The following is a 26,059-nucleotide window of genomic DNA, read 5'->3' on the forward strand; positions in this document are numbered from 1 at the left end:
CGTCTCCGGTGGTCAGGACTCGCGCAGCGAGCGGCCGGTCTTGGTGAGGAAGACGTCGTCCAGGCTGGGTCGGTGCAGCTCGATCGAGCGCAGCTCCAGCCCGGCGTGGTCGAGTCGGCGCAGCACCTGCGGGATGGCGGTGGCGCCCTCGTCGACGTAGAGGCGCAGGCCGCCCTCGTCGACCGTCTCCAGCTTGTTGACGTACGGCTCGCCGTCGAGCGTCTGGGCGGCCTGCGGGGTGGCTGCCAGGTCGAGCCCGACCAGCACCACGTCGCCGGAGATCTCCCGCTTGAGCTCGGCGGGGGTGCCCTCGGCCACCACCTCGCCGTTGTCCATGATCGCGATCCGGTCGCAGAGCGCGTCGGCCTCGTCCAGGTAGTGGGTGGTGATGAAGACGGTCATGCCGTCGGCGCGGAGCCGGCGGATCTCGTCCCACATGTGTGCACGGCTCTGCGGGTCGAGGCCGGTGGTCGGCTCGTCCAGGAAGACGATCTTCGGCTCGTGGATGATGCCGAGGGCGATCTCCACCCGGCGACGCTGGCCGCCGGAGTAGGTCTTGCACTTGCGGTCGGCGTACTCGGTGAGCTGGAAGGCGTCCAGGGCGCGGGCGGCACGCCGCTGCGCGTCGGCCTTGCTGATGCCGTACATCCGGGCGTGCAGCACCAGCTCTTCGCGGGCGGTCGACTCGTCCCAGGTGCTGCCGCCCTGCGGGACGTACCCGATGCGGCGGCGCACCTCGGCCGGGTCCTTGCGCAGGTCGGCGCCCGCGATGGTGGCCTCGCCGCCGTCCGGCTCGATCAGCGTGGCGAGCATCCGCAGCGTGGTGGTCTTGCCGGCGCCGTTCGGGCCGAGGAAGCCGAAGATCTCACCCTTGGCAACGTCAAGGTCGACGCCCCGCACGGCGTCCACCGTCTTCGTCTCTCGACCCGCGCGGGAGCGGAACGACTTCCGCAGCCCCCTGGTCTCGATCATCTCTGCTCCTGGTCGTTCGGGCCGGTCGGGCCGGCCGTCGAGTGGGTCGACGCCGGACGGCGCAATCCCCCGCTGTGCCGTCAGTAGGCTAACGCGATATAGCTTTCTTAGTCAACGTTGATTATTCCGCGTTGGAGCCGGGCGACTCCAGGCCGTCCCTCCACCCCGTCCAACCCTGCGCTTCGTCCAGCTCAGCAGGCAGGTACGACACTCCGGAATCGATCCGCTCCGCGATCCGCTCGCACCAGGTCATCTCCGCCTCCGCGCGCGCCGACCACAGCTCGAACATCCAGGCCACGTGCACCGGCTTGCGGTTGCGCACCCAGTCCGACTCCAGCGAGGCGCGCATGGACTCGACGCCGGCGCGCAGCAGGTTGGCCCGGTTACGCAGGGCGGCGGCCGCCTCGGCGCGCGGCATGGCGGGCAGGAAGGAGAAGGCAGCCACGAACGGGTCGACGGGCTCGCTGATGGTCCACCACGAGTTGCGCAGCAGCGTCTCGAACTCGTCCTCCCCCTTGACCGTCACCTCGTACGTGGTCCGCGCGGGACGGGCGCCCACCTGCTCGGTCGCGACGGCGCGGAGCAGCCCTTCCTCGGTGAGCTTGCGCAGGGCGTGATAGATCGACCCGGGTTGCACGTTCGCCCACTTGTCGGCGCTCCAGCTCAGCAGCTCACGGCGCACGTCGTAGCCGTGCACGGGCTGCATCCACCGCACCAGACCGAGAATCATCATCCGAGTCGAAGACACCCGATAAGCGTAATAGCCAAGTTTGACTAAACCGTGGCGGGTGCAGTGCGCCATCCCACACTGAGCGATCGTTAGGGTCGCCGTGGGCGGCCGATACACTCCCCGTCAGTAACCTGCCCGGGAGGAGCCACGAAGGTGCGCAAGGTACTCATCGCCAACCGCGGCGAGATCGCCGTCCGGGTGATCCGCGCGTGCCGCGACGCCGGCCTGGGCAGCGTCGCCGTGTACGCGGACTCCGACCGCGACGCCCTGCACGCCACCCTCGCGGACGAGGCGTACGCGCTGGACGGGGACAGCGCGACCGAGACCTACCTGCGCATCGACAAGCTCCTCGACGTCGCCGCTCGGGCCGGCGCCGACGCCGTACACCCGGGTTATGGCTTCCTCAGCGAGAACGCCGACTTCGCCCAGGCCGTCACCGACGCCGGGCTGACCTGGATCGGCCCCACCCCGCAGGCGATCCGTGACCTGGGCGACAAGGTCACCGCCCGGCACATCGCCCAGCGGGCCGGCGCACCGCTGGTCCCCGGCACCCCGGACCCGGTGGCCAGCCCGGACGAGGTGATGGCCTTCGCCGTCGACCACGGCCTGCCGGTCGCCATCAAGGCCGCCTTCGGTGGTGGCGGGCGCGGCCTCAAGGTCGCCCGCACGATGGAGGAGATCCCGCAACTGTTCGAGTCGGCCACCCGGGAGGCGGTCGCGGCGTTCGGTCGGGGCGAGTGCTTCGTCGAGCGGTACCTCGACCAGCCCCGGCACGTCGAGGCGCAGGTCCTCGCCGACCAGCACGGCAACGTGATCGTGGTGGGCACCCGGGACTGCTCGTTGCAGCGGCGTCACCAGAAGCTCGTCGAGGAGGCGCCCGCGCCGTTCCTCACCGACGCCCAGCGCGCGCAGATCCACGAGAGCGCCAAGGCGATCTGCCGCGAGGCCGGCTACCACGGCGCCGGCACAGTGGAATACCTGGTCGGCGTGGACGGCACCATCTCCTTCCTGGAGGTCAACACCCGACTCCAGGTCGAGCACCCGGTCACCGAGGAGACCGCCGGCATCGACCTGGTCCGCGAACAGTTCCGGATCGCCGACGGCGAGAAGCTGCGGATCACGGAGGACCCGACGCCGCGCGGGCACGCGATCGAGTTCCGGATCAACGGCGAGGACCCGGGCCGCAACTTCCTGCCCGCCCCCGGCACTGTCACCGCGCTGCGCCTGCCCAGCGGGCCGGGTGTGCGGGTCGACACCGGCATCTCGGCCGGCGACGTGATCGGCGGCAACTTCGACTCACTGCTCGCCAAGGTGATCATCGTCGGTGAGACGCGGACCGAGGCGTTGGAGCGCGCCCGCCGCGCGCTGGACGAGATGGTCCTCGACGGGATGGCCACCGCGCTGCCGTTCCACCGGCTCGTCGTGCGGGACGAGGCGTTCACCGCCGAGCCCTTCACGGTGCACACCCGCTGGATCGAGACCGAGTTCCACAACACGGTGCCGCCGTTCACCGCCGCCGCCGGCACCGCCGAGGCGCCGGCCGAGCGCGACACCGTCGTGGTCGAGGTGGGCGGCAAGCGCATCGAGGTCAGCCTCCCCGCCGGCTTCGGCGGGAGTACGACCACCGCGGCACCCGCAGCTCGCAAGCCGACCCGGCGCGGTGGCGGCGCCAAGGCCGGTGCCCCGGTCGGGGGCGACTCGCTCACCTCGCCGATGCAGGGCACCATCGTCAAGATCGCAGTGGCGGACGGCGACACGGTGGCCGAGGGTGACCTGGTCGTGGTGCTGGAGGCGATGAAGATGGAGCAGCCGCTGCACGCGCACAAGGCGGGTACGGTCAGCGGCCTCAGCGCCGAGGTCGGCGCCGTGATCACCGCCGGTGCCCCCATCTGCACCATCGCCTGAGCCGTCCGGCGGACGATCAGCGCAGGGTTTCGGCGGCGACCTCGCGGACGGCGACGGTCAGGGCGTTCAGCACGTCCGACTCCAGCCGCCAGTGCTGCCAGTACAGCGGAACGTCGAGGTGTCGGCCCGGCGCGAGGTCGACACAGCGACCTGCGGTCAGGTCAGCCTGGGCGATCTGTTCCGGCACCAGACCCCAACCCAGCCCGAGCCGGATCGCCTCGCTGAACGCCGGCACCGACGGTACGTAGTTCACCGGCGGGTCGAGCGGTCGACCGACCACCGCCCGGATGAACCGATGTTGCACCCGGTCCTTCCGGTCGAAGACCAACAACGGGGTGCTCGCCAGCGCGGCGGCGGTGAATCCTCCGGGAAAGTGGGACGCCGCGAATTCCGCTGTGGCCAACGCGCGGTAGCGCACGGCCCCGAGTCGCAGCACCCGGCAGCCCTGCACGGCCTCCCGCTGGGCGGTGACCGCCGCCGTCACCGAACCGTCGCGCAGCAGCTCGGCGGTGTGGTCCTGATCGTCCTGCCGCAGGTCGAACGAGAGCCCGGCCCGCTGCGGCAACCGGGCCAGCGCGGCGGGGAACCAGGTGGCCAGCGAGTCCGCGTTGACCACCACGGCGACCCGGATCCGGCCACCGCCGGCCAGCGGGCCGCGGGCATCGCCGAGGGCCTCCCGTTCGAGCAGCGCGAGCTGGCCGGCCAGGCGCAGCAGCGGGCGGCCGGCGTCGGTTGCCACGCATGGACGGGCACGGCGGACCAGCACCTGGCCGACGGTCTCCTCCAGCGCCTTGATCCGTTGGCTCACCGCTGACGGCGTGACGTGCAGCAGCCGGGCCGCCGCGTCGAAGCTGCCCTCCGCCACCACGGCCGCGAGTGTCCGAAGCTGCGTCGAGTCGAGACCGTCCATCAGCTCAGCTTAAGTTGCGTGAGAATCTTTAGTTGGACTGGTGGCCTTCGACGGTCCTAGCGTCGACTCCGTGCTCACCTCCGCCGTCGCCGGCTTCTCGGTCTCCATCGCGCTCATCGTCGCCATCGGCGCCCAGAACGCCTTCGTCCTGCGTCAGGGCCTGCGACGCGAGCACGTCGTACCCGTGGTGCTGACCTGCGCCGCTTCGGACGCACTGCTGATCATGGCGGGGGTGGCCGGGGTCGGTTCGCTGGTGACCGGCCGACCGGGCCTACTGACGGCGATCCGCTGGGGCGGAGCCGCCTTCCTGCTCTGCTACGCGGGGCTCGCCGCCCGCCGTGCCCTGCGTCCCGGCGCCCTGCTGCCCACCGAGCGGCCGCCGGCCACGTTGGGGGCGACCCTGCTCGCCTGCGCCGCCTTCACCTACCTGAACCCGCACGTCTACCTGGACACCGTGCTGCTCCTCGGCAGCGTGGCCCAGCAACACCCGCACCGGTGGGTCTTCGGCGCCGGCGCCGTTCTGGCCAGTGTGGCCTGGTTCACCGCGCTCGGCGTCGGTGCACAGCGCCTCGCGCCACTGCTCGCCCGCGCCGTCGCCTGGCGGGTGCTGGACGCGGTCATCGCCGTCGTGATGGCCGGGCTCGCCGTGGCACTCCTGCTGGGCTGACCGGTTCGTACCCGGACTAGCCGTGGCACCCCCACCGGGCCGCCCGGCTCCTCCGGCGAGCACCGCCTCGCCACCGGGACCAGGACCGACGACGATGCGAGTGTTTTCCGCGACCACCGGCGGTGGAACCGGCCGCGAGCGGGAATGATTGCCGGGTGCGGTTCCTTCACGGCGCGGCTCCCGCGCACGACCTGACCTATACCGACGTCTTCATGGCGCCGGCCCGCTCCGACCTGGGCTCCCGACTCGACGTCGACCTCTCCACCGGCGACGGCACCGGCACCACGATTCCGTTGGTGGTGTCGAACATGACAGCGGTCGCCGGACGGCGGATGGCCGAGACGGTCGCCCGCCGGGGTGCCATCACTGTGATCCCGCAGGACATTCCGATCGAGGTGGTGGCCAACGTCGTCGCCTGGGTCAAGCAGCGCCACCTGGTCTACGACACCCCCATCACGCTGGGCCCGACCGAGACCGTGGGCGATGCCATCCACCTGCTGCCCAAGCGCTCGCACGGTGCGGTGATCGTCGTCGACGACGACGGCCGGCCGATGGGTGTGGTCACCGAGGCGGACACCACTGGCGTGGACCGCTTCGCGCAACTGCGTCACGTGATGTCCACCGAGCTGCACACCGTTCCGGCGGACGCGGATCCTCGTACCGGTTTCGATCTGCTCTCGGCGGGCCGTCGCCGACTCGCCCCGGTGGTGGACGCCGAGGGTCGGCTGGTCGGGGTGCTGACCCGACAGGGCGCGTTGCGCGCCACCCTCTACACACCGGCGGTGGACGACCGGGGCCGGCTGCGGATCGCGGCGGCCGTCGGGATCAACGGGGACGTGACCGGCAAGGCGGCGGCGCTGCTGGAGGCGGGGGTGGACACGTTGGTAGTGGACACCGCGCACGGCCATCAGGCACGGATGATCTCCGCACTTCAGGCGGTCCGGAAGCTGGGCCCGGGGGTGCCGGTGGCGGCCGGCAACGTGGTCACCGCCGAGGGCGTACGCGACCTGGTGGAGGCGGGGGCGGACATCATCAAGGTCGGCGTCGGCCCGGGGGCGATGTGCACCACCCGGATGATGACCGGCGTGGGTCGACCGCAGTTCTCCGCCGTGCTCGACTGCGCTGCCGCCGCCCGCCAACTGGGCCGGCACGTGTGGGCCGACGGCGGGGTGCGGCACCCCCGGGACGTGGCGCTCGCGCTCGCCGCCGGCGCGTCGAACGTGATGATCGGTTCCTGGTTCGCCGGCACCTACGAGTCCCCCGGTGACCTCTACACCGACGCGGACGGCCGGCGGTACAAGGAGAGCTTCGGAATGGCCTCGGCTCGGGCGGTCAGCGCCCGAACTGCCGACGACAGCCCGTACGACCGGGCCCGCAAGGCGGTGTTCGAGGAGGGCATCTCCTCGGCCCGGATGCACCTGGACCCGGCCCGTCCCGGTGTCGAGGACCTGATCGACGAGATCATCGCGGGGGTACGCAGCGCCTTCACCTACGCCGGAGCACGGGACCTGACCCAGTTCCACGAGCGGGCGATCGTCGGCGTGCAGAGCGCCGCCGGCTTCACCGAAGGAATGCCCCTCCCCACGAGTTGGTAACCCACCCCACACCACCGGCCCCAGCCCTGGCAGAGTTGATCATGAAGTTATCGCCTCCCGCAGCGGCGTGTCGTAGCAATAACTTCATGATCAACGCCCTGGGGGGCCGGGGTCGGCGGAGGGGTCAGGTCGGCAGTCGGCCGAGCACGGCGCGGGCTGCCTCGCGGGGGTTGTCGCCCACGCGGTCGGGCAGCGCGCCGGCCAGCCAGAGGGTGGCGAAGCCGTGCGCGATCGACCAGGCCGCGAGCGAGTCCCGGTCGGTGTCGGCGGGCGCGCCACCGTTCGACAGCGCCGCCACCCCGGAGCGGAGCGCCGCGCCGGCCCGGCTCCGCGCCGCGATCAGCTCGGCGTCGTCGGCCCGGTAGAGCTCCGGTCGGAACATCACCTCGAAGTACGCCCGGTGCGTGACCGCGAAGTCGACGTACGCGACGCCGGCCTCCAGCAGGTCGTCATCCGCCGAGGTCAACGTCTCGGCCAGCAGGTCGAAGCCCTGTGCGGCGAGCGCGGTGAGCAGGCCCGCCTTGTCGCCGAAGTGGTGTGCGGGCGCGGCGTGCGAGACACCGGCCCGGCGGGCCAGGTCGCGCAGGCTCAGCGCGGCGGGTCCGACCTCCCCGACGACCTCCAGCGCCGCGGCGAGCAGGGCGCGGCGCAGATCGCCGTGGTGGTAGGCGCGGGTTCCGCTCATTCACGAAGCCTATCTTGCCATTGACAAGATGAGCATCTGACGCGCAATCTTGTCACTGACAAGTTTCCCCGAGGAGGATTCCGATGGCACCCCTGATCGCCTTGATCGCCGGCGCCGCGCTGGCCCGGATCGCCGGCCTGGTCGGCATCTCCGCACTGGACGGATGGCACCCCGCGCTGCGCGTCGGGCTGGCCGTGATGTTCACGCTCACCGCCGTCGCGCACTTCGTCGGCCAGCGTCGCAGCGACCTGATCGCGATGGTCCCGCCCCGCCTGCCCCGCCCGGACCTGCTGGTCACCGCCACCGGCGTGCTGGAGCTGGTCGGCGCGGTCGGCCTCCTGGTGCCGGCGACCGCCCGGGTCGCGGCGGCCGGGCTCGGCCTGCTCATGCTCGCCATGTTCCCGGCCAACGTCTCGGCCGCCCGCCGCGAGTTGACCCTCGCCGGCCGCCCGGTCACCCCGCTCGCACAGCGAACCGCCCTGCAGATCCTGTTCGTGGCCACCGCTGCGGCAATTTCGTTTGGCCCCTGACTATCAGGGGGCTAACCTGCTTGTCGTGGAACTCGTGACCCTCCAGGACGTGCCGCTCGGCCGACTGCTGGTGGTGGCCGGGCACCTGGTCGGGCAGCGGTGGAACCGCTACCTCGCCGAGGAGCACGGCCTCACCCAGGCCGGCATGATCACCCTGATGACGCTCGCCCGGCACGGCGAGTTGCCGCACCGAGCGGTCGCCGAGAAGGGGTTCGTCCGCCCGGCGACCCTGACCGGCATCGTCGACACGCTTGAGCGCGACGGCCTGGTCGAGCGGCAGCGCGACGACAACGACCGACGCAGCATCCGACTCGCCATCACCCCCGCCGGGCGGGAACGGGTGGCAGCGCTCGACGCGCTCATGCACTCCGGACGGCCCCTCACCTCGGTCGACGCCGACCCGGCGAAGGCCCAGGTGATCCGGGAGTTCCTGCTTGAGGTCATCGGCAGCGGAGACGACCCGCGGATGACCGGACGCCCTACCGAAACGAAGGACCCGGCGTGCTGATCCGACTCCTGCGCGGCCAACTGCGCACCTATCAGAGACCGTTGCTGGCGGTCGTGCTGCTCCAGTTCGTGGGCACCATGGCCTCGCTCTACCTGCCCAGCCTCAACGCGGACATCATCGACCAGGGTGTGGCCCGGGGCGACACCGACTACATCGTGCGCACCGGTGGCTGGATGCTGCTGGTCAGCCTGATCCAGATCGTCTGCTCCATCGCGGCTGTCTACCTGGGTGCCCGGGTCGCGATGGGCTTCGGCCGTGACGTACGCGCCGAACTGTTCGGGCACGTCAACCGCTTCTCCGCCCGCGAGGTGGCCCGGTTCGGGGCACCGTCGCTGATCACCCGCAACACCAACGACGTGCAGCAGGTGCAGATGCTCGTGCTGATGAGCTGCACGATGCTCGTCGCCGCACCGATCATGAGCGTCGGCGGCGTGTTCATGGCGTTGCGTGAGGACGTCGGGCTCTCCTGGCTGATGCTGGTCAGCGTCCCGGTGCTGGCCATCACCCTCGGCGCGATCATCCGTCGGATGGTGCCGGGCTTCCGGCTGATGCAGACCCGCATCGACACTGTCAACCGGGTGCTGCGGGAGCAGATCACCGGCATCCGGGTGGTCCGCGCGTTCGTCCGGGAGCCGTACGAGACGGACCGCTTCGCCGTCGCCAACGCCGACCTGACCGCGACCGCGCTGCGTACCGGCCGGTTGCTGGCGTTGATCTTCCCGGTGGTCATGCTGGTGCTGAACGTCTCCAGCGTGGCCGTGCTCTGGTTCGGCGCGCAGCGGGTGGACGCCGGCGCGATCCAGATCGGCGCGCTCACCGCGTTCCTCCAGTACCTGATGCAGATCCTGATGGCGGTCATGATGGCCACCTTCATGCTGATGATGGTGCCGAGGGCAGCGGTCTGCGCCGAGCGGATCGTCGAGGTGCTGGACACCGACTCCTCGGTGGTCCCGGCCACCGTGCCGGTCACCGAGCTGCCCAGCCGAGCCGAGTTGGAGTTGCGCGGGGTGCGCTTCCAGTACCCAGGCGCGGTGGAGCCGGTGCTGCGCGACATCTCCTTCCGGGCGACGCCGGGCACCACCACGGCGATCATCGGCAGCACCGGCGCGGGCAAGACGACGCTGCTGTCCCTGATCCCCCGCCTGGTCGACGTCACCGACGGCGCGGTGCTGGTCGACGGGGTGGACGTGCGGGAGTTGGCGCCGGACGAGCTGTGGCGACGCATCGGCCTGGTGCCGCAGCGGCCGTACCTGTTCACCGGAACGGTCGCCAGCAACCTGCGCTACGGCAACCCGGACGCCACGGACGAGGAGCTGTGGTCGGCGCTGGAGATCGCCCAGGCCCGGGACTTCGTGGCCCAGATGCCCGGCGGGCTGGACGCCCCGATCGCGCAGGGCGGCACCACCGTCTCCGGTGGGCAGCGGCAGCGCCTGGCCATCGCTCGGGCCCTGGTCCGGCAACCGGAGATCTACCTCTTCGACGACTCGTTCTCCGCGCTCGACCTGGGCACCGACGCGCGGCTGCGAGCGGCCCTGCGGCCGGTCACCGCGCAGGCGGCGGTGGTGATCGTCGCCCAACGGGTCTCCACGATCATCGACGCCGATCAGATCATCGTCCTGGAAAACGGAGGGGTCGTCGGAGTGGGACGACATGCGGAGTTGTTGGACACCTGCCCGACGTACGCCGAGATCGTGGCCTCGCAGCAGACCACGGAGGTGGCGGCATGAGCGAGCGTGACGAGCCGCGCGCCGCGGCCGTACCCAGTCAGAAGCCGGCCGGCGACGGACGGACGCCGGATGAGACCGCGCGGCAACCCGGCGGGGAGACCGCGCCGGGGACCGGCGGGGAGACCGCGCCGACGCCGAAGCGGCTGCCACCCGGCCGTCAGGGCGGCGGTCCGGGATGGATGAGCGCCGGAATGCCCGCCGAGAAGTCGATGAACTTCGGCCCGTCGGCCCGGCGGTTGCTCGGCCGGCTGCGCTCGCACCGGCTGCACCTGGCCGCGATCATCACGTTGGCCCTGGTGAGCGTCGGGTTCAGCGTGGCCGGGCCGAAGATCCTCGGCCACGCCACCGACCTGATCTTCACTGGGGTGATCGGCCGGCAACTGCCCGCCGGCACCACCGCCGAGCAGGCCGTCGCGGCGGCCCGGGCCAGCGGCAACGACAGCTTCGCCGACATGCTGGCCAGGATGGACGTGGTGCCCGGGGCGGGCATCGACTTCCACGCACTGAGTCGGGTGCTGCTGCTGGCGCTCGGGCTGTACCTGGCGGCGAGCCTGCTGTCCTGGTGGCAGGGTTGGCTGCTCAACGGGGTGGTCCAGCGCACGGTGCTGCGGCTGCGCGCCGAGGTGGAAGAGAAGCTCAACCGGCTGCCACTGCCCTACTTCGACAGGCAGCCGCGCGGTGAGCTGCTCAGCCGGGTCACGAACGACATCGACAACATCTCCACAAGCCTCCAGCAGACCCTCAGCCAGCTGCTCACCTCGCTGCTGACCGTCGTCGGCGTGCTGGCCGTGATGTTCTGGATCTCGCCGGTGCTGGCCCTGGTGGCCCTGGTCGCGGTGCCGTTGTCGGTGCTGGTGACCCAGCGCATCGCCAAGCGCTCGCAGAAGCAGTTCATCGCCCAGTGGACGCACACCGGCGAGTTGAACGGCCAGATCGAGGAGGCGTACACCGGCCACGAGCTGGTGAAGGTCTTCGGCCGGCAGCGTGAGGTCGAGGCCGCGTTCCACGCGAAGAACGAGGAGTTGTTCCGGGCCAGCTTCGGGGCGCAGTTCATCTCCGGGATCATCATGCCGTCGATGATGTTCATCGGAAACCTGAGCTACGTGGCGATCGCCGTGGTCGGTGGGCTGCGGGTCGCCTCCGGCACGATGAGCCTGGGCGACGTGCAGGCGTTCATCCAGTACTCCCGCCAGTTCACCCAGCCGCTCACCCAACTCGCCTCGATGGCCAACCTGCTCCAGTCCGGGGTGGCGTCGGCCGAGCGGGTCTTCGCGGTGCTCGACGCGGACGAGCAGACCCCCGACCCGGTCGCGCCGGCCCGGGTCACCGACCCGCACGGTCGGGTCGAGTTCGAGCACGTCTCGTTCCGCTACGAGCCGGACAAGCCGCTGATCGACGACCTTTCGCTGGTCGCCGAGCCCGGACACACAGTGGCCATCGTCGGCCCGACCGGCGCCGGCAAGACCACCCTGGTCAACCTGGTGATGCGGTTCTACGAGCTGGACGCGGGCCGGATCACGCTCGACGGGGTGGACATCACCACGATGCGCCGCGACGACCTGCGCGGCCGGATCGGCATGGTGCTCCAGGACACCTGGCTGTTCGGCGGCACCATCCGGGACAACATCGCCTACGGGCGACCGGACGCCACCGAGGAGGAGATCCTCGCCGCCGCCCGGGCCACCTTCGTGGACCGGTTCGTGCGCAGCCTGCCCGACGGTTACGACACCGTCATCGACGAGGAGGGCAGCAACGTCAGCGCCGGCGAGAAGCAGCTCATCACCATCGCGCGGGCGTTCCTCGCCGAGCCGTCGCTGCTGATCCTCGACGAGGCCACCAGCTCGGTGGACACCCGTACCGAGGTGCTGCTGCAACGGGCGATGGCCGCGCTGCGCTCGGACCGGACCAGCTTCGTCATCGCGCACCGGCTCTCCACCATCCGCGACGCCGACCTGATCCTGATGATGGAGGACGGCCGGATCGTCGAGCAGGGCACCCACGAGCAGTTGCTCGCCGCCCAGGGCGCGTACCACCGGCTCTACCGCTCCCAGTTCACCGGCGCTGTGGTCGACGAGGAACCGGCCGCCCAACCGGCATCGGTCTGAGGTCGGGCGGCCGTGCGCGCGAGACGATCGGTGGGCGGGTCAGTCCGACGGCAGCAGGTCGGGCGCGCGGGCGTCGACCTGCCCGCCGATCAGGGCGAGAGCCGCGTCGGCGGGCATCGGAGCCAGGGCGCGGCCGCCGCGCAGGCGCAGCGCGAGGTGCCCGTCGGCCACCTCCCGGGCCCCCAGCACTCCGAGGTACGGGACGCGGCGGCGGGCCGCGTCCCGTACCCGGGCGCCCAGCGAGCCGGCGGCGTCGACCTCGACCCGCAGGCCGGCGTCGCGAGCCCGTCGGGCCAGGTCGGCCGCCGCGTCGGCCTGGCCGTCGTCGACCGGCAGGAGCACCACCTGGACGGGCGCGTACCAGGCCGGGAACGCCCCCTCGTGCACCTCGATGAGGTACGCGAACAGCCGCTCCATGCTGCCGACCAGGCTGCGGTGCACCATCACCGGGCGACGCCGGCTGCCGTCCGAGTCGGTGTACGACAGGTCGAACCGTTCCGGCTTGTCGAAGTCCAGTTGGATGGTGGAGATGGTCGACTCCCGGCCGGCGGCGTCGACGATCTGGATGTCGATCTTCGGACCGTAGAAGGCAGCCTCCCCCGGTGCCTCGACGTACTCCATCCCGGCCAGCGCCTCCCGAAGCAACTCCTCGGCGCGGGCCCACTGGGCGTCGTCGCCGACGTACTTCTCGCCCGGCCCGCGCAGCGACAGCCGGAACCCGGCCGGCCGGACACCGAGCGCGGCGTGCGCGGCACGGATCAGCCCGAGGATCTCGACGACCTCCGCGCCGACCTGCTCGGGGGCGCAGAAGGTGTGCGCGTCGTTGAGCGAGATGGCGCGTACCCGGGACAGCCCGCCGAGCACACCGGAGCGCTCCGAGCGGTACATCCCGCCCAGCTCCGCGATCCGCAACGGCAACTCCCGGTAGGAACGGCCCCGCGCCCGGAAGACCAGCGCGTGGTGCGGGCAGAGCGCCGGCCGGAGCACGAACTCGTCGTCGGCGCTCAGCCGCATCGGCGGGAACATGTCGTCGGCGAAGTAGCCGAGATGACCGGAGAGTTCGAAGAGTTCCCGCTTGCCCAGCGGCGGCGAGTAGACGTGCTGGTGGCCGGAGCGGCGCTCCAACTCCCGGACGTACTCCTCGACGGCATGCCGGGCGGCGGCACCGGCCGGCAGCCAGATCGGCAGGCCGGCGCCGGCCAGCGGGTCGGAGACGAAGAGGTCCAGCTCACGGCCGAGCCTACGGTGGTCGATCATGTCGGGCTCCTGGATCGGGTACGACCCGGAGGCGACCTGAGCTCCGTTCGGCGCGCTGGCCTCGGGGCGGATCGCCCCGGGGCCTGGTCGACTGTGGTTACGTCAGAGCGGCGCGCCGGGGACACCCGGCGTCGTGGTCATCACTACCGCGCTGCGCATGTGGCGACCGTACCCGCGCGACCATCGGGAATGCACCCGGATTTCGCGGCGGAGGGGTGGGCCGCCGGCGCGGGACCCGCCGGCGGCCCTGGCGGCCGAATCGTCAGGAACGGGGGACCCGACGGGCGTGGCCGCGCCGACAACGGTACGCCGACGAACGGCGTTCTGCCGCCCGCCTCGAACGGGTGGAACCGCCTCCGAAACCGTCACCCGGCACCGATCGGGCTCGTTGTAGCTGGGTGGCCCAGTCGTGTCGACGGTCACGACGGGCCGGGGCCGTCCACCGTGACGCCGGACACGACGTCAGGCTCAAGACACCCAATCGGCCGCATTCGGCGAGGTGGCAGGCGTGCCCGAACTTCTGACTGACGTAGCGTCGCCGACGTGGGCGTACCTGGTGCTGCTCGCGCTGCTGATCGCGGACGCCTTCGTGCCGGTGATCCCCACCCAGATCGTCATGATCACCAGTGGTGCGCTCACCGTCTACGGCGGGCTCAGCCTGCCGGTCACCATCGCCGTCGGCGCGCTCGGCGTATTCGCCGGCGACCTGGCCTGCTACCTGCTGGGGCGCAGCGCACCGGATCGGCGGCCACCCCGGCACGCCGAGCTGAGCCGCGCCCGCCGGGTGGCCAGCCGAGTCACCCAGGGGCTGCGACAACCTGGGCCGCTGGTCATCCTGCTCTGCCGGTTCGTGCCCGGCGGGCGGATGGCGGCCTGCTTCTCGGCCGGGCGCAGCCGCTACCCGTACCGCCTGTTCGTGCTCTACGAGGCCGTCGCCGCGCTGGGCTGGGCCACCTACGGCGCGCTGGTCGGGCACCTGGGCGGCACCGCCCTGACCGAGTCGGCCTGGCGGCTGGCCATCATCGCCACCGCCGCGGCCGCCGGCTTCGCCGCCGCCGGGTGGGCGATGACAGTGGTCAGCGCCCGCCACGCCCGCGCCGCCGCCGCAGTCGCCGCCGTCGACGTCCCCATCGACTGAGTGTCGTTGGATCTGCGGCGCTCGGGCGTCCCCTGGTTGACCGCCTCAAAGGCAGCATCTTCCACCATATGAAGGAGCTGCGACCTGGGTCGACTGGCTCCACGGAGGTCCGCATGATCTTCGCTTTTGATCCGTTCGAGAAGCTGTTTTTCTGGTCGCTGGCGACAAGTCGGGCCAGTGGCAGACTTGGTACAAGACGGCGGTCCCGTTGGCGGACGACCGGTTTCAGGAGCACCTCTCCAGGCTGAGGGAAACACAGAGATGACCGATGGAGCTGACTGGCAGGAAGTCAAGGCGAAGGCCCGCGCGCTCGATCCATCCTGGGCAGATCCGGACAGGACCTCCCGGCGCGCTCAGCACCGTGAGCAGATGCTGGCAGCGGTCAGTGGGGCGCAGCTGGCAGAGATCCGCAAGCACCTGGGTATGACTCAGGTGCAGTTGGCCGAGGCGGCAGGGCTGACGCAGGCGAGGATCAGCCAGATCGAGAATGGCGAGCACACCAGCCTGGGATCACTCCGCGCCTACGTCACCGGCCTGGGTGGTCATCTCGACGTCGTCGCCCGCATTGGGAACATCCAGCTGAACGTCGCCTGACCTGGCGAGGGTCGTCGCGACCATCGGAAGTTCACGGATGCGCAGAAGCACGTGACAGCCAAATGCCGGAAGGCCTCTAGGGGTGGTCCCGGGGGTCGATTTCGGTGGCTGTCCCGGATTCGGGTGGGGTGTCCGCGGCGACAGGCTGAGGTATGCCTGTTACCCGGAGTACCGGCCTGCTGGCCCTGGGCGGGATCGCCCTGGCGGCGCTGCTCACAGTGATCGGCCACCTCGAAGTCAACGACGACCTCAACCCGTGGGCGTTGACCATCAGCGACTTCGCGGTCTCCGACCGCGGCGGCGTCATCGACATCGCCATGGTGGTGCTCGCGCTCGCCACCGTGGCGTTGCTCTACGGACTGCGCCGCGCCAGCCCACCCCGACCGCACTCCGGTCGAACGGCAGAGCTGCTGCTCGGCGCGTGGGTGGGTGGGCTGCTGCTGGCCGCCGTGGTGCCGACGAACGAGCCGGGCACCGCCATGACCACCGCCGCCTACCTCCACCGGTACGCGTCGGTGATCGCCTTCCTGGCGCTGCCGGTGGCCGGTTGGTTGCTCGCCCGCCGACCCGACCTGACGCCCGCCGCCCGGACGCTACGCGCCCTGGTCCTGTTGAGCCTGGCCCTGGCGGCGGCGATGATCTGGTCCGCCTACCCCGGCGACCGGATGCTCATCGGCCTGGCCGAACGCCTCCTGATCCTCGCCGAGGTGGCGGTCCTGGTGACGGTGGCGATGAGCCTGACCCGGCGGGTCACTCCAGCTCGTGCAGCATGAGCTGACGGGCCGCCTCGGTGATGGAGCCGGACAGGCTCGGGTAGATGGTGATGGTCTGGGCCAGCTCGTTGACAGTGAGGTTGTTCTCCACCGCCATCGTGATGGGCAGGATCAGCTCGCTGGCCTTCGGAGCGACCACCACACCGCCGATCACCTGACCGCTGGCGGGACGGCAGAACAGCTTCACGAAACCGTCGGAGAGGTCGTCCATCTTGGCCCGGGCGTTGCCGGACAACGGCAGCATCACCTGCCGGGCCGGCACCTTGCCCGCGTCGACCTCGTCCTGCGAGACACCCACGGTGGCCAGCTCGGGGTCGGTGAAGACGTTCGCCGCGACGGTACGCAGCCGCAGCGGGCGGACCGCCTCACCGAGCGCGTGCCACATGGCGATCCGGCCCTGCATGGCGGCGACACTGGCCAGCAGCAGCACGCCCGTGCAGTCGCCGGCGGCGTAGATGCCGGGCACGTTGGTCCGGGAAGCCCGGTCGACGGTCAGGTAACCGCCCCGGCCCAGCTCCACCCCGTACTCGGTCAGACCCAGGTTGGCGGTGTTCGGGATCGAACCGACGGTGATCAGCGCGTGTGAGCCGGTCACCTTGCGGCCGTCGGAGAGCTCCACCTCGACGCCGTCGGCGGTACGCCGGACCGCGTCGGCCCGGGAGTTGTTGAGGATCTCCATGCCCCGGTTGCGGAACACCCGCTCGATGGCGGAGGCGGCGTCGGCGTCCTCGTGCGGCATCACCCGGTCCCGGCTGGAGACCAGGGTCACCTCGACCCCCATCGCCAGGTACGCGCTGGCGAACTCGGCGCCGGTCACGCCGGACCCGACCACGATCAGGTGCTCGGGCAGCTCCGGCAGGTCGTACACCTGTCGCCAGGTCAGGATGCGCTCACCGTCCGGTACGGCGGTGGGCAGCTGACGGGGCGTCGAGCCGGTGGCCACCAGCACGGTGGACGCGTCGATCGAGTATTCCTCCGCGCCGTCGGCGGGGGTGACGACGACCCGGTGGGTGTGCCCGAGGGAGTCCTCGCCGAGCCGGGCGGTGCCGGCCACGAAGGTGACTCCCGCCTTCAGCAGCTTGGCGTGGATGTCCGCAGACTGCGCCAGGGCCAGCCGCTTGACCCGCCCGTGCACCGCACGCGCGTCGACGGTGACCGCCTCCAGGCCGTCCGAGTGCACCCCGAACTCCTCGGTGTCGCGGTAGCCGGTGACCACCTGCGAGCTGGCGATGAAGGTCTTCGACGGTACGCAGTCGGAGAGCACGCAGGCACCGCCCGCACCGTCGGCCTCCACCACTGTGACATCGGCGTCCAGCTGGGCGGCGACCAGTGCCGCCTCGTACCCGGCCGGCCCCCCGCCGATGATCACGATCCGGCTCACAGCGTTCGCCCTTCGTTGATGCTCACAGTGACTTTCTTCTCCCGAGCGCATTCGACACGCACTGTCGTATTCTCCCCCACCCGTCGGCCGGGCTATCGTCATCGCCGTGCGTCATCACGCCGCCTACGGCTCAAATCTCGATCCCGCCCGGATGCGCGCCTACTGTCCGCATTCGCCGATGGTCGGCACCGGCTGGCTGGAGGGCTGGCGGCTGACCTTCGCCGGGGCGGACATGATCGGCTGGGAGGGCGCGGTGAGCACCCTCGTCGAGTCTCCCGGTGACCGGGTGTTCGTGGCGCTCTACGACATCCACCCCTACGACGCCGGCCAACTCGACGAACTCGAGGGGGTGACCGCCGGCACGTACCGCAAGCTGCACGTCCGGGTCTCCACCCTCGACGGCGACGTGACCGCCTGGATCTACGTCTTCAACGGGTACGAGGGTGGCCTGCCGACCTCCTGGTACCTGTCCGAGATCGCGAACGCCGCCGAGAAGGCGGGCGCCCCGGACGACTACGTCACCGAACTGCGGGCCCGCCCCACCGGCACCGCCTCGGCGTAGCAGCGCGTATCGCACGCCCCCAGTGTGCTACCGCTGTCGAGCGAGGCGCCGGTCGGGCCGGACCGGGGTCGTCAATCACACACCGGCCGCCGGCACGGAAAGTTCGTACATGTCGATCCACTGGGTCTCCCGCAGGCCCACCGAGCGGTACAGCGACAGCGGGGCGGTCGGGTTGGTGAGGTCGACGCCCAGGCCGACCGCGCGCCGCCCCTTCTCGGCGTAGCGGGCGAAGGCGCGGCGCAGCAACGCCGCACCCACACCCCGGCGACGGTACGCGGACCGCACCGACAGGCTCTTCACCCAACCCGACTGCTGGTCGAGCGCCTGGTCCGAGGACTGCAACGCGCCGACCGGCACCCCGTCCACCTCGGCGACGAACCACTCGTCCCAGGCGGTCAGGTCGCCGATCCGGGCCCGCCACCGCTCGTACGACAGCGGCTCGTGGTCCGGGGTGTCGCAGAAGGCGTCCTCGTAGATCCGGTGGAACTCCACCAGATCGGTCTCGTCGTCCGGGCGGACCGACCGCACCGTCACCGCCGACGGCCCGGCCGGCTCGTCAGGCAGGTCGTCCAGCGGCCGGCTCATCCGGACGTACCGCTTGACGAGGGCGAACCCGAGCCCGCGCAGGGCGTGTTCCCAGTCACGTTCCGGCGCGAAGACCGCGCAGCGGACGGTGAGTGACGGCAGCCCCCGCTCGGCAGCGCGCTCGGCGACGCGGTCCAGTTGGCGCAGCAGCAACGGCGTGCGGACGGCGGCGGCCCGTACCGGATCGACGTAGACCTCCACGAACTCCCGGCCCACCCCGGTCGGGTTGTCCACCGTCGCCCAGCCGACAACCGTGTCGTCGGGGTCGATGGCCAGCCAGGAGTCCCGGGTCCGGTCGAAGTGGGGGGCGGTCAGTGACGCCGCGACGTCCTCGGCGTCGAAGTCGGGATGACCGATGGCGAAGGTGTCGGCGGCGTGCACCACCGCGAGGATCTCCGGCACGTCGTCGAGGGTGGGTCGGCGCGTCGTCCAACCAGCGGGAAGGGTCACGGCAGGACATCCTGGCAGCCGATCCGCTTCGACGCCGCCCATTTTTCCGGCCGACGGGAGGCTCAGCCGAGGTCGACCCGGGTGCGGTGCAGCAACTCCACCAACTCCGCGCCGTCGGCGGGCCCGAGGGCCGTGAACGCCGGCGCGGCCAGTCGGTTGGTCACCGCCTCCGCCCAGAGCCGGCGGCGCACCAACGGCCCGATCGGCGGGTACGGCGGCGGCCAGCCACAGGCCACCGCCCCGGCCTCGCCCTCCGGCCCGGACAGCACGGCCTCCAGCGGGGTCATCCCGGCCGCGCGTACCGCCAGCAGGTAGGCGCCGGTGAAGTGTTCCCGGAGCAGCCGCAGCCCGGCGGCGCTGCGAGCCCCGGGTGAGAGATCCGGAAGCGGCATGGCCCGCCACGCGGCGAAGAGCGGCATCCCACTGGCCTCCGCCGCCGCCACCGCCCGCTCGACGAGCACCGACAGGCGCTCGGTGCCGGGCAGCGGGCCGAGCTGCTGCGCCCCCCACCTGCAGCATTCGGCGAGGCTCGCGGCGGCCACCTCGAACGGCGCAACGACCCGGGCGGCGGCGTCCCAACCGTCGGCGACCGCGTCCGGGGCGATGAACCCGAGGGCGGCGGCGGCCGTCTCGGCCCGCACACCGCCGAGCGCGCCGGCCCGGCCGCTGATGTAGAAGGCCCAGCCGGAGATGCCGAGCAGTCGGGCCCGGCGCAACGTGGTCGGGTCCCGACTGAAGGCGTCGCCCAGGTCGAGCACGACAGGCTTACTGGCGGCGGCGACCTGCTCCGGAGTCACCGCGCCGCCCCGCTCGGGCAACCCGGCCCGGCGACCACGACCACGCCCCGACCCGGGGCCACTCGCCGTGTACGGCGCGCACACTCGTCGTCGTCCATCGATGCTCAGTCTGCCGCGCCACCGCCCGCGTCCGCATCCCCCTCTTCGGCCGCCAGCGCCTCGACCGCCGCCTCGACCTCACCAGCGCGCCGCCGGGCCACGGTGACCGCCCGCTCGGCGGCACGCCGGGCGAGCTTGGCCCGGCTGAGATCCTGCTCGGCGACCGCGCGCCGCCGCTCCAGCTCGGCCAACTCGGCCTCAAGGCGATCGAGTACGGCCACACCGTCGCGCTCCTGCCCGGTCGCCTCGGTCAGCTCGGTCTCCGCCCGCTCCTGGTCGGCCTGGGCCTTCGCCAACTCCCGGTCCAGGGCGCGGCGCTGCCGGGCCCGCTCCGCTCGGGCCGCTCGCTGTGCGGCCCGTTCGGCCTGCTCGGCACGCTCGGCCGCCCGGTCCGTACGGGGTGCCGCCTCGGGACGGCCCCGTTGGGGGCCGGGTCGGCGGGCCGGGCGTTCCTCCTCGTGCTCCTCTTCATCGTCGGTGACCAGTCGCAGTTGCGGCCGGGGCACCTCACCGAAGCCGGCGTAGCTGGCCGCCCGCAGCAGGCGGCCCGCCCGCACCTGCTCGGCGACCTCGACGTCGGAGAACGCCGCGTTCAGCGTCGCCTCCACCTCGGCCAGGGGCAGCCGGCTCGCCGGTGGCGCGTCCGGCTCGGCCGCGGCGAGCTTGCGAACCTCGGCGACCAGGGCGCCGACCACCGCCCGGCGTTGCGCTGACAGCTCCCGCAGTCGGGGCCCCCGCAACTCACGCTGGGCGACTCGCAGGGCGTCGGCGAGCTGCACCAGATCGGCGACCAGCTCCGGGCGTCCGATGGCGAGCAGGTTCACCAACCAGGCGGCCACGGTCGGGCGACGCAGCCGGGCCAGTTGCCGGGCGGTGGTCGCGTCGCCGGCCCGGCGGGCCTCGGCCACAGCGGCGTCCCGGGCGGCCACGAACCGGTCCGGTGGGGTGCGGTAGAGCTGCTGCACCAGCTCCGCGGAGAGGCCGGGCATCGGGTCAGACGTCCACCCGGCTACCGGGCTCCAGTCGCTGGTACTCGGTGCCGGACAGCGCTGTGTACTGCCTGTCGAGCACGCCCAGCCCTTTGTCGTTGAGCAACGCGTCGTGCAGGGCGTACGCGCGCCGCGGCGCGACCGCGCGGATGAAGTCGACCACCTCGGAAAACTTCGACCAGGGGGCGTGGATCGGCGCGAAGAGCGTGTCGACGGGGGTCTCTTCGGGCACGACCAGGGAGTCGCCCGGGTGGTAGACCACGTCGTTGATCAGGTAACCGAGGTTGTCGACCACCGGGATGTCGGGGTGGATCACGGCGTGTCGTCCCCCGTACGCGCGCACGGCGATCCCGGCGGCGGTGAACGACTCACCGACGCTGACCGGGCGCAGCACGTCAGCCGCGTCGCCCAGGGCCTCGCCGAGCGAGGCGGGCCCGTGGATCGGGAACGGCTGTCGGTCGAGTTGGAGGCGCACCGCTGCCAGATCGAGGTGGTCGGGGTGTTCGTGGGTGATCAGCACCGCGTCCGCACCGTCCAGCGCCGCCGCCGCGTCGCTGAACACCCCGGGGTCGACGACGAGCACTCCCCCGTCGTGTTCCACCCGAAGGCAGGAGTGGGCGTACTTGGTGAGCCGCATCGTGACTCCTCGATTATCGAATCGTGACGTCCTCAGCGCAGTCTGCCGGAACCAGCCGGTGTGCGCGTCGCGTCCGAGCTATCGCCACACCGGTTGACGACGATGGGAGCGGGGATGGACGGACAGGTGGGACGACGCCGCAGTGCGCTGCTGGCGGCGACGACACTGGCGGCGGCCCTGGCGCTGGCGGGGTGCGGAGCCGGCGACAGCGGGGCGCAGGACAGCGCGGGCACGGCGGCCGAGGCGCCAGCCGCCAACGGCGGTGAGGTGAACCGGGACGCCGCCGCGGGCGCACCGGAGGGGGCTGGCGCCGGCGCACCCGACCTACGGGTCGACCAGCGGGCGATCATCTACACCGGAAAGATGCGGGTGCAGGTGGACGATGTGGACTCTGCCGCCCGCGAGGCCACCGCCGCGGCCGGTCGGGCCGGCGGCTTCGTCGGCGGCGACCAGCGGCACAGCGCCGACGCCGACGCGGTGGCGGAGTTGGAGTTGCGGGTGCCGGCGGCGAAGTTCACCGGCGTGGTGGAGGAGATCGCGAAGCTCGGTCGGCAGCAGAGCCGGGAGATCAACACTCAGGACGTCACCGAGGAAACGGTCGACCTGGAGGCCCGGATCACCAGTCAGCGAGCCCGGGTGGAGAGCGCCCGCCGGTTGCTGTCCCGGGCCACCTCGATCACCGACCTGGTGTCGCTGGAGAACGAGTTGGGTCGACGGGAGGCCGACCTGGCCTCGCTGGAAGCCAAGAAGCGACGCCTGGCCGACCTGACCGCCCTCTCCACGATCACCGTGTCGCTGGCCGGGCCGGCGGCGAAGGACACCGAGGAGAAGGCCGAGACCGGCTTCCTCGTCGGACTCAGGGGCGGCTGGAAGGCGTTCGTCGTCTCGATGACCGTCCTGCTCACGGTGCTGGGCGCACTGCTGCCGTGGCTGGTGGCGCTGGGCGTACCGCTGGTGGCGCTGCTGGTGGTGCTGCGCCGACGGCGCAAGCCCTCGGCTCTGGTCGCGCCGGTCAGCGCGCCGCCGCCAGTGCCCGCAACGCGGTCTGCACCATGACGCGGACGCCGACCGCTATGGACCGCTCGTCCACGTCGAAGCTCGCCCGGTGCAGGTCGACGTTGGGGCCGGCGCGACCCACGCCGAGCCGGGCGAGGGCGCCGGGGACGTACTCCAGGTACCAGGAGAAGTCCTCGCCGCCCATGCTCTGCGGTGTCTCGGCGATCCCGTCCGGACCGAGGGCGGCGGCGGTGGCGGCGGTCAGCACCTGGATGGCGCGGGCGTCGTTGCACACCGGCGGCCGGCCGCGCAGGTATTCCAGGTCGACAGTGGCACCGGTCGGCGCGATCACGTCCCGCACCACCTGAGCGACGATCTTGGGAGCCTTCTCCCAGGTGTCGCGATCCATCACCCGGAGGGTGCCGGACGCGCTCGCCTCGGACGGGATGACGTTGTAGCGGGTGCCGGCCGAGGCGTGGCCGAAGACCAGCAGCAGGCCGCTGTTGGCCGGCACCCGACGACTGACCAGGGCCGGCACCTCGGTGATCAGCCGACCGAGCGCGTCGACCATGTCGACGGTCAGGTGCGGGCGGGCGGTGTGCCCGCCCGGGCCGGAGAGTCGGACTGTCACGTTGTCGGCGGCCGCGGTGATCGGGCCGACCCGCAGGCCGACCTGGCCCACCGGCAGGTTCGGGTCGCAGTGCAGCGCGAAGATCTGCACCACGTCGTCCAGGCCGCCGGCCTCGATGACCTCCAGCGAACCGCAGGGCAGGATCTCCTCGGCCGGCTGGAAGATGAGCCGGACCCGACCGTCCAGCTCACCCAGGTCGGCGAGTTGGGCCAGCAGCATGCCGACGCCGAGCAGGACCGAGGTGTGCACGTCGTGCCCGCAGGCGTGGCAGACGCCCTCCACGGTCGACCGGTACGGGACGTCCTTGGGGTCGTCCAGCGGCAGCGCGTCGATGTCGGCGCGCAGCGCCACGACCGGGCCGTCCGGCCTGCCGTTGACGTCGCAGATCACGCCGTTGCCCTTGGGCAGCAGGCGCGGGCTCAGCCCGGCCAGCGACAGCTCCCGGGCGATCAGCGCGGCCGTCTCGAACTCGTTGCCGGAAAGCTCAGGGTGCGAGTGGAGGTGACGGCGCGTAGCGATCAGCCCCGGTACCCGGAGCGCGAGAAGGTGGTCCAGCTCGCGGGGCAGGGGCTCGGATCCCGGTGGCGTCTCCGGCCAGGACGACGCCAGCTGGCCACTCGTGGGCAGCGTCAACGCACTCGTCACGTCGAATTCTCGATCACTAGGAATGGATGGATCATCGGGGACAGCAGACAGCCTAGACCTCCGACGGTGACGCTGCGCAACCTCGTTACGGTAATGATCGGACCGCGCAGAGTCACGTATGCCCTGCTGGGGCCGCTCGTCAAGGTGGGGGACAGCAGGTAGATCACGGTCGAATGCCGTCATCAGCCCCTCACCTCCTACAACGCGTAACCGGTCGCGGCGGTCCCGAATCCCGGTCGACAGTCGGAGACCCGTTGCCAAATTGTCGCATTAGTCGGGGTGATGAACTGACACTCCGACAATTAGCCGACCACACAGCGCAACGAGCCGGATAAAGGACGCTCACATGCACCCACCCGCCGTGGGCGCACAGGGTGTGCGTCCCGGCTCAACCGACCGGATACCCGCTGAGAGCGCCGGACACACCGCGCCCCGAGGCCGCAGTCGCGGCGCGCCCCGAGGCACGCAGTCGCGGCTGGACGCTCAGAAACGGTCGGTGGGGCGGTACAACCCCCATACCTCACGCAACGTCCCGCAGACCTCACCCACTGTCGCCCGGGCCCGCAGCGCCTCCTTCATCGGGTACAACACGTTCTCCGTACCCTCGGCGGCGGCCCGAAGATCGGCGAGAGCCCGTGCCACCGCGTCAGCGTCCCGCTCGGAACGCAACCGGGCCAGCCGGTCGGCCTGGGCCGCCTCGATCGTCGGGTCGACCCGCAGCGGCTCGTACGGCTCCTCCTCGTCCACCGTGAACCGGTTGAGCCCGACCACCACCCGCTCCCCCGAGTCGATCTCCTGGGCGATCCGGTACGCGGACTGCTCGATCTCCCGCTTCTGGAACCCGGCCTCGATCGCGTCCACCGCCGAGCCGTGGTCGGCCACCCGCTCCATCAACTCGACAGCGGCGGCCTCGATCTCGGCGGTCATCGCCTCCACCACGTACGACCCGGCGAACGGGTCGACGGTGGAGGTCAGGTCCGTCTCATAGGCCAGCACCTGCTGGGTACGCAGCGCGAGCCGGGCCGCCTTCTCGGTGGGCAGCGCGATCGCCTCGTCGAAGCTGTTGGTGTGCAGCGACTGGGTGCCACCGAGCACGGCGCCCAGACCCTGCACCGCCACCCGAACCAGGTTCACCTCCGGCTGCTGGGCGGTGAGCTGCACGCCCGCGGTCTGGGTGTGGAACCGCAGCATCATCGACTTCGGATCCTTGGCGCCGAAGTCGTCACGCATCAGCCGAGCCCAGATCCGCCGGGCAGCGCGGAACTTCGCCACCTCCTCGAGCAGCGTGGTGCGGGCCACGAAGAAGAACGACAGCCGGGGCGCGAAGTCGTCGACGGCGAGCCCCGCGGCCAGCGCCGCCCGCACGTACTCCACCCCGTTCGCCAGCGTGAACGCGATCTCCTGCGCGGGCGTCGCGCCGGCCTCCGCCATGTGGTAGCCGGAGATGGAGATGGTGTTCCACTTCGGCACCTCGCTGCGGCAGTACGCGAACGTGTCGGCCACCAGGCGCAGCGACGGCTTCGGCGGGAAGATGTACGTCCCCCGGGCGATGTACTCCTTGAGGATGTCGTTCTGGATGGTGCCGTTGAGCGCCGTGCCCGGCACCCCGTTCTCCTCGGCGACGAGTTGGTAGAGCAGCAGCAGCACCGAACCGGGCGCGTTGATGGTCATCGAGGTGGACACCTTGTCCAGTGGAATGTCGGCGAAGAGCAGCCGCATGTCCTCGATGGAGTCGATCGCGACACCCACCTTGCCGACCTCGCCGTGCGCGATCGGCTCGTCCGAGTCGTAGCCCATCTGGGTCGGCAGGTCGAACGCGACCGAGAGGCCCATCGTGCCGGCCCGCAACAACTGGTGGTACCGCGCGTTGGACTCGGTGGCGGTGCCGAAGCCGGCGTACTGGCGCATCGTCCACGGGCGGGAGGTGTACATGGTGGGGTAGACACCCCGGGTGTACGGAAACTCGCCCGGGCTGCCGAGCCGGGAGTCCAGTTCTTCCGGAAGGTCGGCCTCCGTGTAGACGCCGTTGATCGGAAAACCGGACTCACTTGACCGCCGTTGGTTCATCCCCGGATGGTAGGACGCCCGGCCACGTCGTCGGGTGAGGGATACCGCACAGTGCGTCCCGAGCGGTCGACAGCAGGTGAACGACAGGGCACGTTCTGTCGACTTCGACAAACGTCCGCCGCGT

General features: G+C 71.3%; 24 protein-coding genes. 12 read left to right on the forward strand and 12 right to left on the reverse strand.

The features are described from left to right. Positions 1–12 precede the first annotated feature (12 nt). Positions 13–972 carry an ATP-binding cassette domain-containing protein gene (locus ABZU43_RS28225; protein WP_355009464.1) on the reverse strand — a complete coding sequence of 320 codons (960 nt, stop codon included), beginning with the start codon at positions 970–972 and terminating at the stop codon, positions 13–15. Positions 973–1,093: 121 nt separating this feature from the next. Further along, the gene (locus ABZU43_RS28230) at positions 1,094–1,705 is read right to left on the reverse strand and encodes a PadR family transcriptional regulator (RefSeq protein ID WP_355009513.1); all 612 of its coding nucleotides are present in this window, start codon (positions 1,703–1,705) and stop codon (positions 1,094–1,096) included. Positions 1,706–1,855: 150 nt separating this feature from the next. On the opposite strand from ABZU43_RS28230, the gene ABZU43_RS28235 reads away from it, so the two are divergent. Then, positions 1,856–3,607, forward strand: coding sequence for a biotin carboxylase N-terminal domain-containing protein (locus ABZU43_RS28235; RefSeq protein ID WP_355009465.1), 1,752 nt, complete (start codon positions 1,856–1,858; stop codon positions 3,605–3,607). 16 nt (positions 3,608–3,623) lie between these two features. Here ABZU43_RS28235 and ABZU43_RS28240 read toward each other — a convergent pair whose 3' ends face one another. Continuing rightward, the gene (locus tag ABZU43_RS28240) at positions 3,624–4,517 is read right to left on the reverse strand and encodes a LysR family transcriptional regulator ArgP (RefSeq protein ID WP_355009466.1); all 894 of its coding nucleotides are present in this window, start codon (positions 4,515–4,517) and stop codon (positions 3,624–3,626) included. A gap of 70 nt (positions 4,518–4,587) precedes the next feature. Here ABZU43_RS28240 and ABZU43_RS28245 point away from each other — a divergent pair, with 70 nt between their 5' ends. Both ABZU43_RS28245 and ABZU43_RS28250 read left to right on the forward strand, forming a co-directional pair. Then, positions 4,588–5,184: a LysE/ArgO family amino acid transporter gene (locus tag ABZU43_RS28245; RefSeq protein ID WP_355009467.1), complete on the forward strand. Its 597-nt coding sequence runs from the start codon at positions 4,588–4,590 to the stop codon at positions 5,182–5,184. 155 nt (positions 5,185–5,339) lie between these two features. Next, on the forward strand, positions 5,340–6,779 hold the full coding sequence (locus tag ABZU43_RS28250; protein WP_355009468.1) for a GuaB1 family IMP dehydrogenase-related protein: 1,440 nt from the start codon (positions 5,340–5,342) through the stop codon (positions 6,777–6,779). Positions 6,780–6,903: 124 nt separating this feature from the next. On the opposite strand, the gene ABZU43_RS28255 is transcribed toward ABZU43_RS28250, so the two are convergent. Next, entirely contained in the window at positions 6,904–7,464 is a 561-nt protein-coding gene (locus tag ABZU43_RS28255; protein ID WP_355009469.1) for a TetR/AcrR family transcriptional regulator, read from the reverse strand. An 83-nt stretch (positions 7,465–7,547) separates the two neighbouring features. On the opposite strand from ABZU43_RS28255, the gene ABZU43_RS28260 reads away from it, so the two are divergent. The 4 genes from ABZU43_RS28260 to ABZU43_RS28275 all read left to right on the forward strand — a co-directional run bounded on the left by ABZU43_RS28260 (position 7,548) and on the right by ABZU43_RS28275 (position 12,334). After that, entirely contained in the window at positions 7,548–7,994 is a 447-nt protein-coding gene (locus ABZU43_RS28260; RefSeq protein ID WP_355009470.1) for a DoxX family membrane protein, read from the forward strand. Between the two features lie 25 nt (positions 7,995–8,019). Continuing rightward, positions 8,020–8,502: a MarR family transcriptional regulator gene (locus tag ABZU43_RS28265; RefSeq protein WP_355009471.1), complete on the forward strand. Its 483-nt coding sequence runs from the start codon at positions 8,020–8,022 to the stop codon at positions 8,500–8,502. Continuing rightward, positions 8,496–10,229, forward strand: a complete 1,734-nt coding sequence (locus tag ABZU43_RS28270) for an ABC transporter ATP-binding protein (protein WP_355009472.1) — start codon at positions 8,496–8,498, stop codon at positions 10,227–10,229. The genes ABZU43_RS28265 and ABZU43_RS28270 overlap by 7 nt, the downstream gene beginning before the upstream one ends. A 179-nt stretch (positions 10,230–10,408) precedes the next feature. Next, positions 10,409–12,334: an ABC transporter ATP-binding protein gene (locus ABZU43_RS28275; protein ID WP_355009514.1), complete on the forward strand. Its 1,926-nt coding sequence runs from the start codon at positions 10,409–10,411 to the stop codon at positions 12,332–12,334. 39 nt (positions 12,335–12,373) lie between these two features. Here ABZU43_RS28275 and thrS read toward each other — a convergent pair whose 3' ends face one another. Next, complete coding sequence (gene thrS, locus ABZU43_RS28280; protein ID WP_355009473.1) at positions 12,374–13,591, reverse strand: threonine--tRNA ligase; 1,218 nt, start codon at positions 13,589–13,591, stop codon at positions 12,374–12,376. 508 nt (positions 13,592–14,099) lie between these two features. Here thrS and ABZU43_RS28285 point away from each other — a divergent pair. The 3 genes from ABZU43_RS28285 to ABZU43_RS28295 all read left to right on the forward strand — a co-directional run bounded on the left by ABZU43_RS28285 (position 14,100) and on the right by ABZU43_RS28295 (position 16,096). Further along, the gene (locus tag ABZU43_RS28285; RefSeq protein ID WP_112732530.1) at positions 14,100–14,729 is read left to right on the forward strand and encodes a DedA family protein; all 630 of its coding nucleotides are present in this window, start codon (positions 14,100–14,102) and stop codon (positions 14,727–14,729) included. Positions 14,730–14,990: 261 nt separating this feature from the next. After that, positions 14,991–15,323, forward strand: coding sequence for a helix-turn-helix transcriptional regulator (locus tag ABZU43_RS28290; protein WP_355009474.1), 333 nt, complete (start codon positions 14,991–14,993; stop codon positions 15,321–15,323). 152 nt (positions 15,324–15,475) lie between these two features. After that, entirely contained in the window at positions 15,476–16,096 is a 621-nt protein-coding gene (locus tag ABZU43_RS28295; RefSeq protein ID WP_355009475.1) for a DUF998 domain-containing protein, read from the forward strand. Here ABZU43_RS28295 and ABZU43_RS28300 read toward each other — a convergent pair. After that, positions 16,074–17,477: an NAD(P)H-quinone dehydrogenase gene (locus ABZU43_RS28300; protein ID WP_355009476.1), complete on the reverse strand. Its 1,404-nt coding sequence runs from the start codon at positions 17,475–17,477 to the stop codon at positions 16,074–16,076. The genes ABZU43_RS28295 and ABZU43_RS28300 overlap by 23 nt on opposite strands. 106 nt (positions 17,478–17,583) lie before the next feature. Between ABZU43_RS28300 and ABZU43_RS28305 the strand changes: the two genes are divergently transcribed. Further along, a complete protein-coding gene (locus ABZU43_RS28305) occupies positions 17,584–18,039 on the forward strand; it encodes a gamma-glutamylcyclotransferase (protein WP_355009477.1) in 456 nt (151 codons plus the stop codon). A gap of 75 nt (positions 18,040–18,114) precedes the next feature. Here ABZU43_RS28305 and ABZU43_RS28310 read toward each other — a convergent pair whose 3' ends face one another. The 4 genes from ABZU43_RS28310 to ABZU43_RS28325 form a co-directional block, all read right to left on the reverse strand. Next, a complete protein-coding gene (locus ABZU43_RS28310) occupies positions 18,115–19,074 on the reverse strand; it encodes a GNAT family N-acetyltransferase (protein WP_355009478.1) in 960 nt (319 codons plus the stop codon). A gap of 62 nt (positions 19,075–19,136) precedes the next feature. Continuing rightward, the gene (locus ABZU43_RS28315; RefSeq protein ID WP_355009479.1) at positions 19,137–19,871 is read right to left on the reverse strand and encodes a hypothetical protein; all 735 of its coding nucleotides are present in this window, start codon (positions 19,869–19,871) and stop codon (positions 19,137–19,139) included. A 104-nt stretch (positions 19,872–19,975) separates the two neighbouring features. Next, the gene (locus ABZU43_RS28320; protein ID WP_355009480.1) at positions 19,976–20,959 is read right to left on the reverse strand and encodes a hypothetical protein; all 984 of its coding nucleotides are present in this window, start codon (positions 20,957–20,959) and stop codon (positions 19,976–19,978) included. Positions 20,960–20,963: 4 nt separating this feature from the next. Further along, a complete protein-coding gene (locus ABZU43_RS28325) occupies positions 20,964–21,596 on the reverse strand; it encodes an MBL fold metallo-hydrolase (protein ID WP_355009481.1) in 633 nt (210 codons plus the stop codon). Between the two features lie 93 nt (positions 21,597–21,689). Between ABZU43_RS28325 and ABZU43_RS28330 the strand changes: the two genes are divergently transcribed. After that, entirely contained in the window at positions 21,690–22,652 is a 963-nt protein-coding gene (locus ABZU43_RS28330) for a DUF4349 domain-containing protein (protein WP_355009482.1), read from the forward strand. Here the strand turns inward: ABZU43_RS28330 and ABZU43_RS28335 are convergent. Continuing rightward, positions 22,609–23,868, reverse strand: coding sequence for an amidohydrolase (locus tag ABZU43_RS28335; RefSeq protein WP_355009483.1), 1,260 nt, complete (start codon positions 23,866–23,868; stop codon positions 22,609–22,611). The genes ABZU43_RS28330 and ABZU43_RS28335 overlap by 44 nt on opposite strands. A 483-nt stretch (positions 23,869–24,351) precedes the next feature. Continuing rightward, positions 24,352–25,935 carry a methylmalonyl-CoA mutase family protein gene (locus ABZU43_RS28340; protein WP_355009484.1) on the reverse strand — a complete coding sequence of 528 codons (1,584 nt, stop codon included), beginning with the start codon at positions 25,933–25,935 and terminating at the stop codon, positions 24,352–24,354. Between the last annotated feature and the right edge of the window lie 124 nt (positions 25,936–26,059).

Origin of the sequence: Micromonospora sp. NPDC005205, assembly GCF_040608275.1 — a bacterium.
Taxonomy (GTDB): domain Bacteria; phylum Actinomycetota; class Actinomycetes; order Mycobacteriales; family Micromonosporaceae; genus Micromonospora.

Coding starts and splice junctions, on each gene's coding strand:
- ABZU43_RS28225 (WP_355009464.1), bottom strand. CDS start 972: ATGATCGAGACCAGGGGGCTGCGGAAGTCGTTCCGCTCCCGCGCGGGT.
- ABZU43_RS28230 (WP_355009513.1), bottom strand. CDS start 1,705: ATGATGATTCTCGGTCTGGTGCGGTGGATGCAGCCCGTGCACGGCTAC.
- ABZU43_RS28240 (WP_355009466.1), bottom strand. CDS start 4,517: ATGGACGGTCTCGACTCGACGCAGCTTCGGACACTCGCGGCCGTGGTG.
- ABZU43_RS28255 (WP_355009469.1), bottom strand. CDS start 7,464: ATGAGCGGAACCCGCGCCTACCACCACGGCGATCTGCGCCGCGCCCTG.
- ABZU43_RS28260 (WP_355009470.1), top strand. CDS start 7,548: ATGGCACCCCTGATCGCCTTGATCGCCGGCGCCGCGCTGGCCCGGATC.
- ABZU43_RS28275 (WP_355009514.1), top strand. CDS start 10,409: ATGAGCGCCGGAATGCCCGCCGAGAAGTCGATGAACTTCGGCCCGTCG.
- thrS (WP_355009473.1), bottom strand. CDS start 13,591: ATGATCGACCACCGTAGGCTCGGCCGTGAGCTGGACCTCTTCGTCTCC.
- ABZU43_RS28290 (WP_355009474.1), top strand. CDS start 14,991: ATGACCGATGGAGCTGACTGGCAGGAAGTCAAGGCGAAGGCCCGCGCG.
- ABZU43_RS28295 (WP_355009475.1), top strand. CDS start 15,476: ATGCCTGTTACCCGGAGTACCGGCCTGCTGGCCCTGGGCGGGATCGCC.
- ABZU43_RS28320 (WP_355009480.1), bottom strand. CDS start 20,959: ATGCCCGGCCTCTCCGCGGAGCTGGTGCAGCAGCTCTACCGCACCCCA.
- ABZU43_RS28325 (WP_355009481.1), bottom strand. CDS start 21,596: ATGCGGCTCACCAAGTACGCCCACTCCTGCCTTCGGGTGGAACACGAC.
- ABZU43_RS28340 (WP_355009484.1), bottom strand. CDS start 25,935: ATGAACCAACGGCGGTCAAGTGAGTCCGGTTTTCCGATCAACGGCGTC.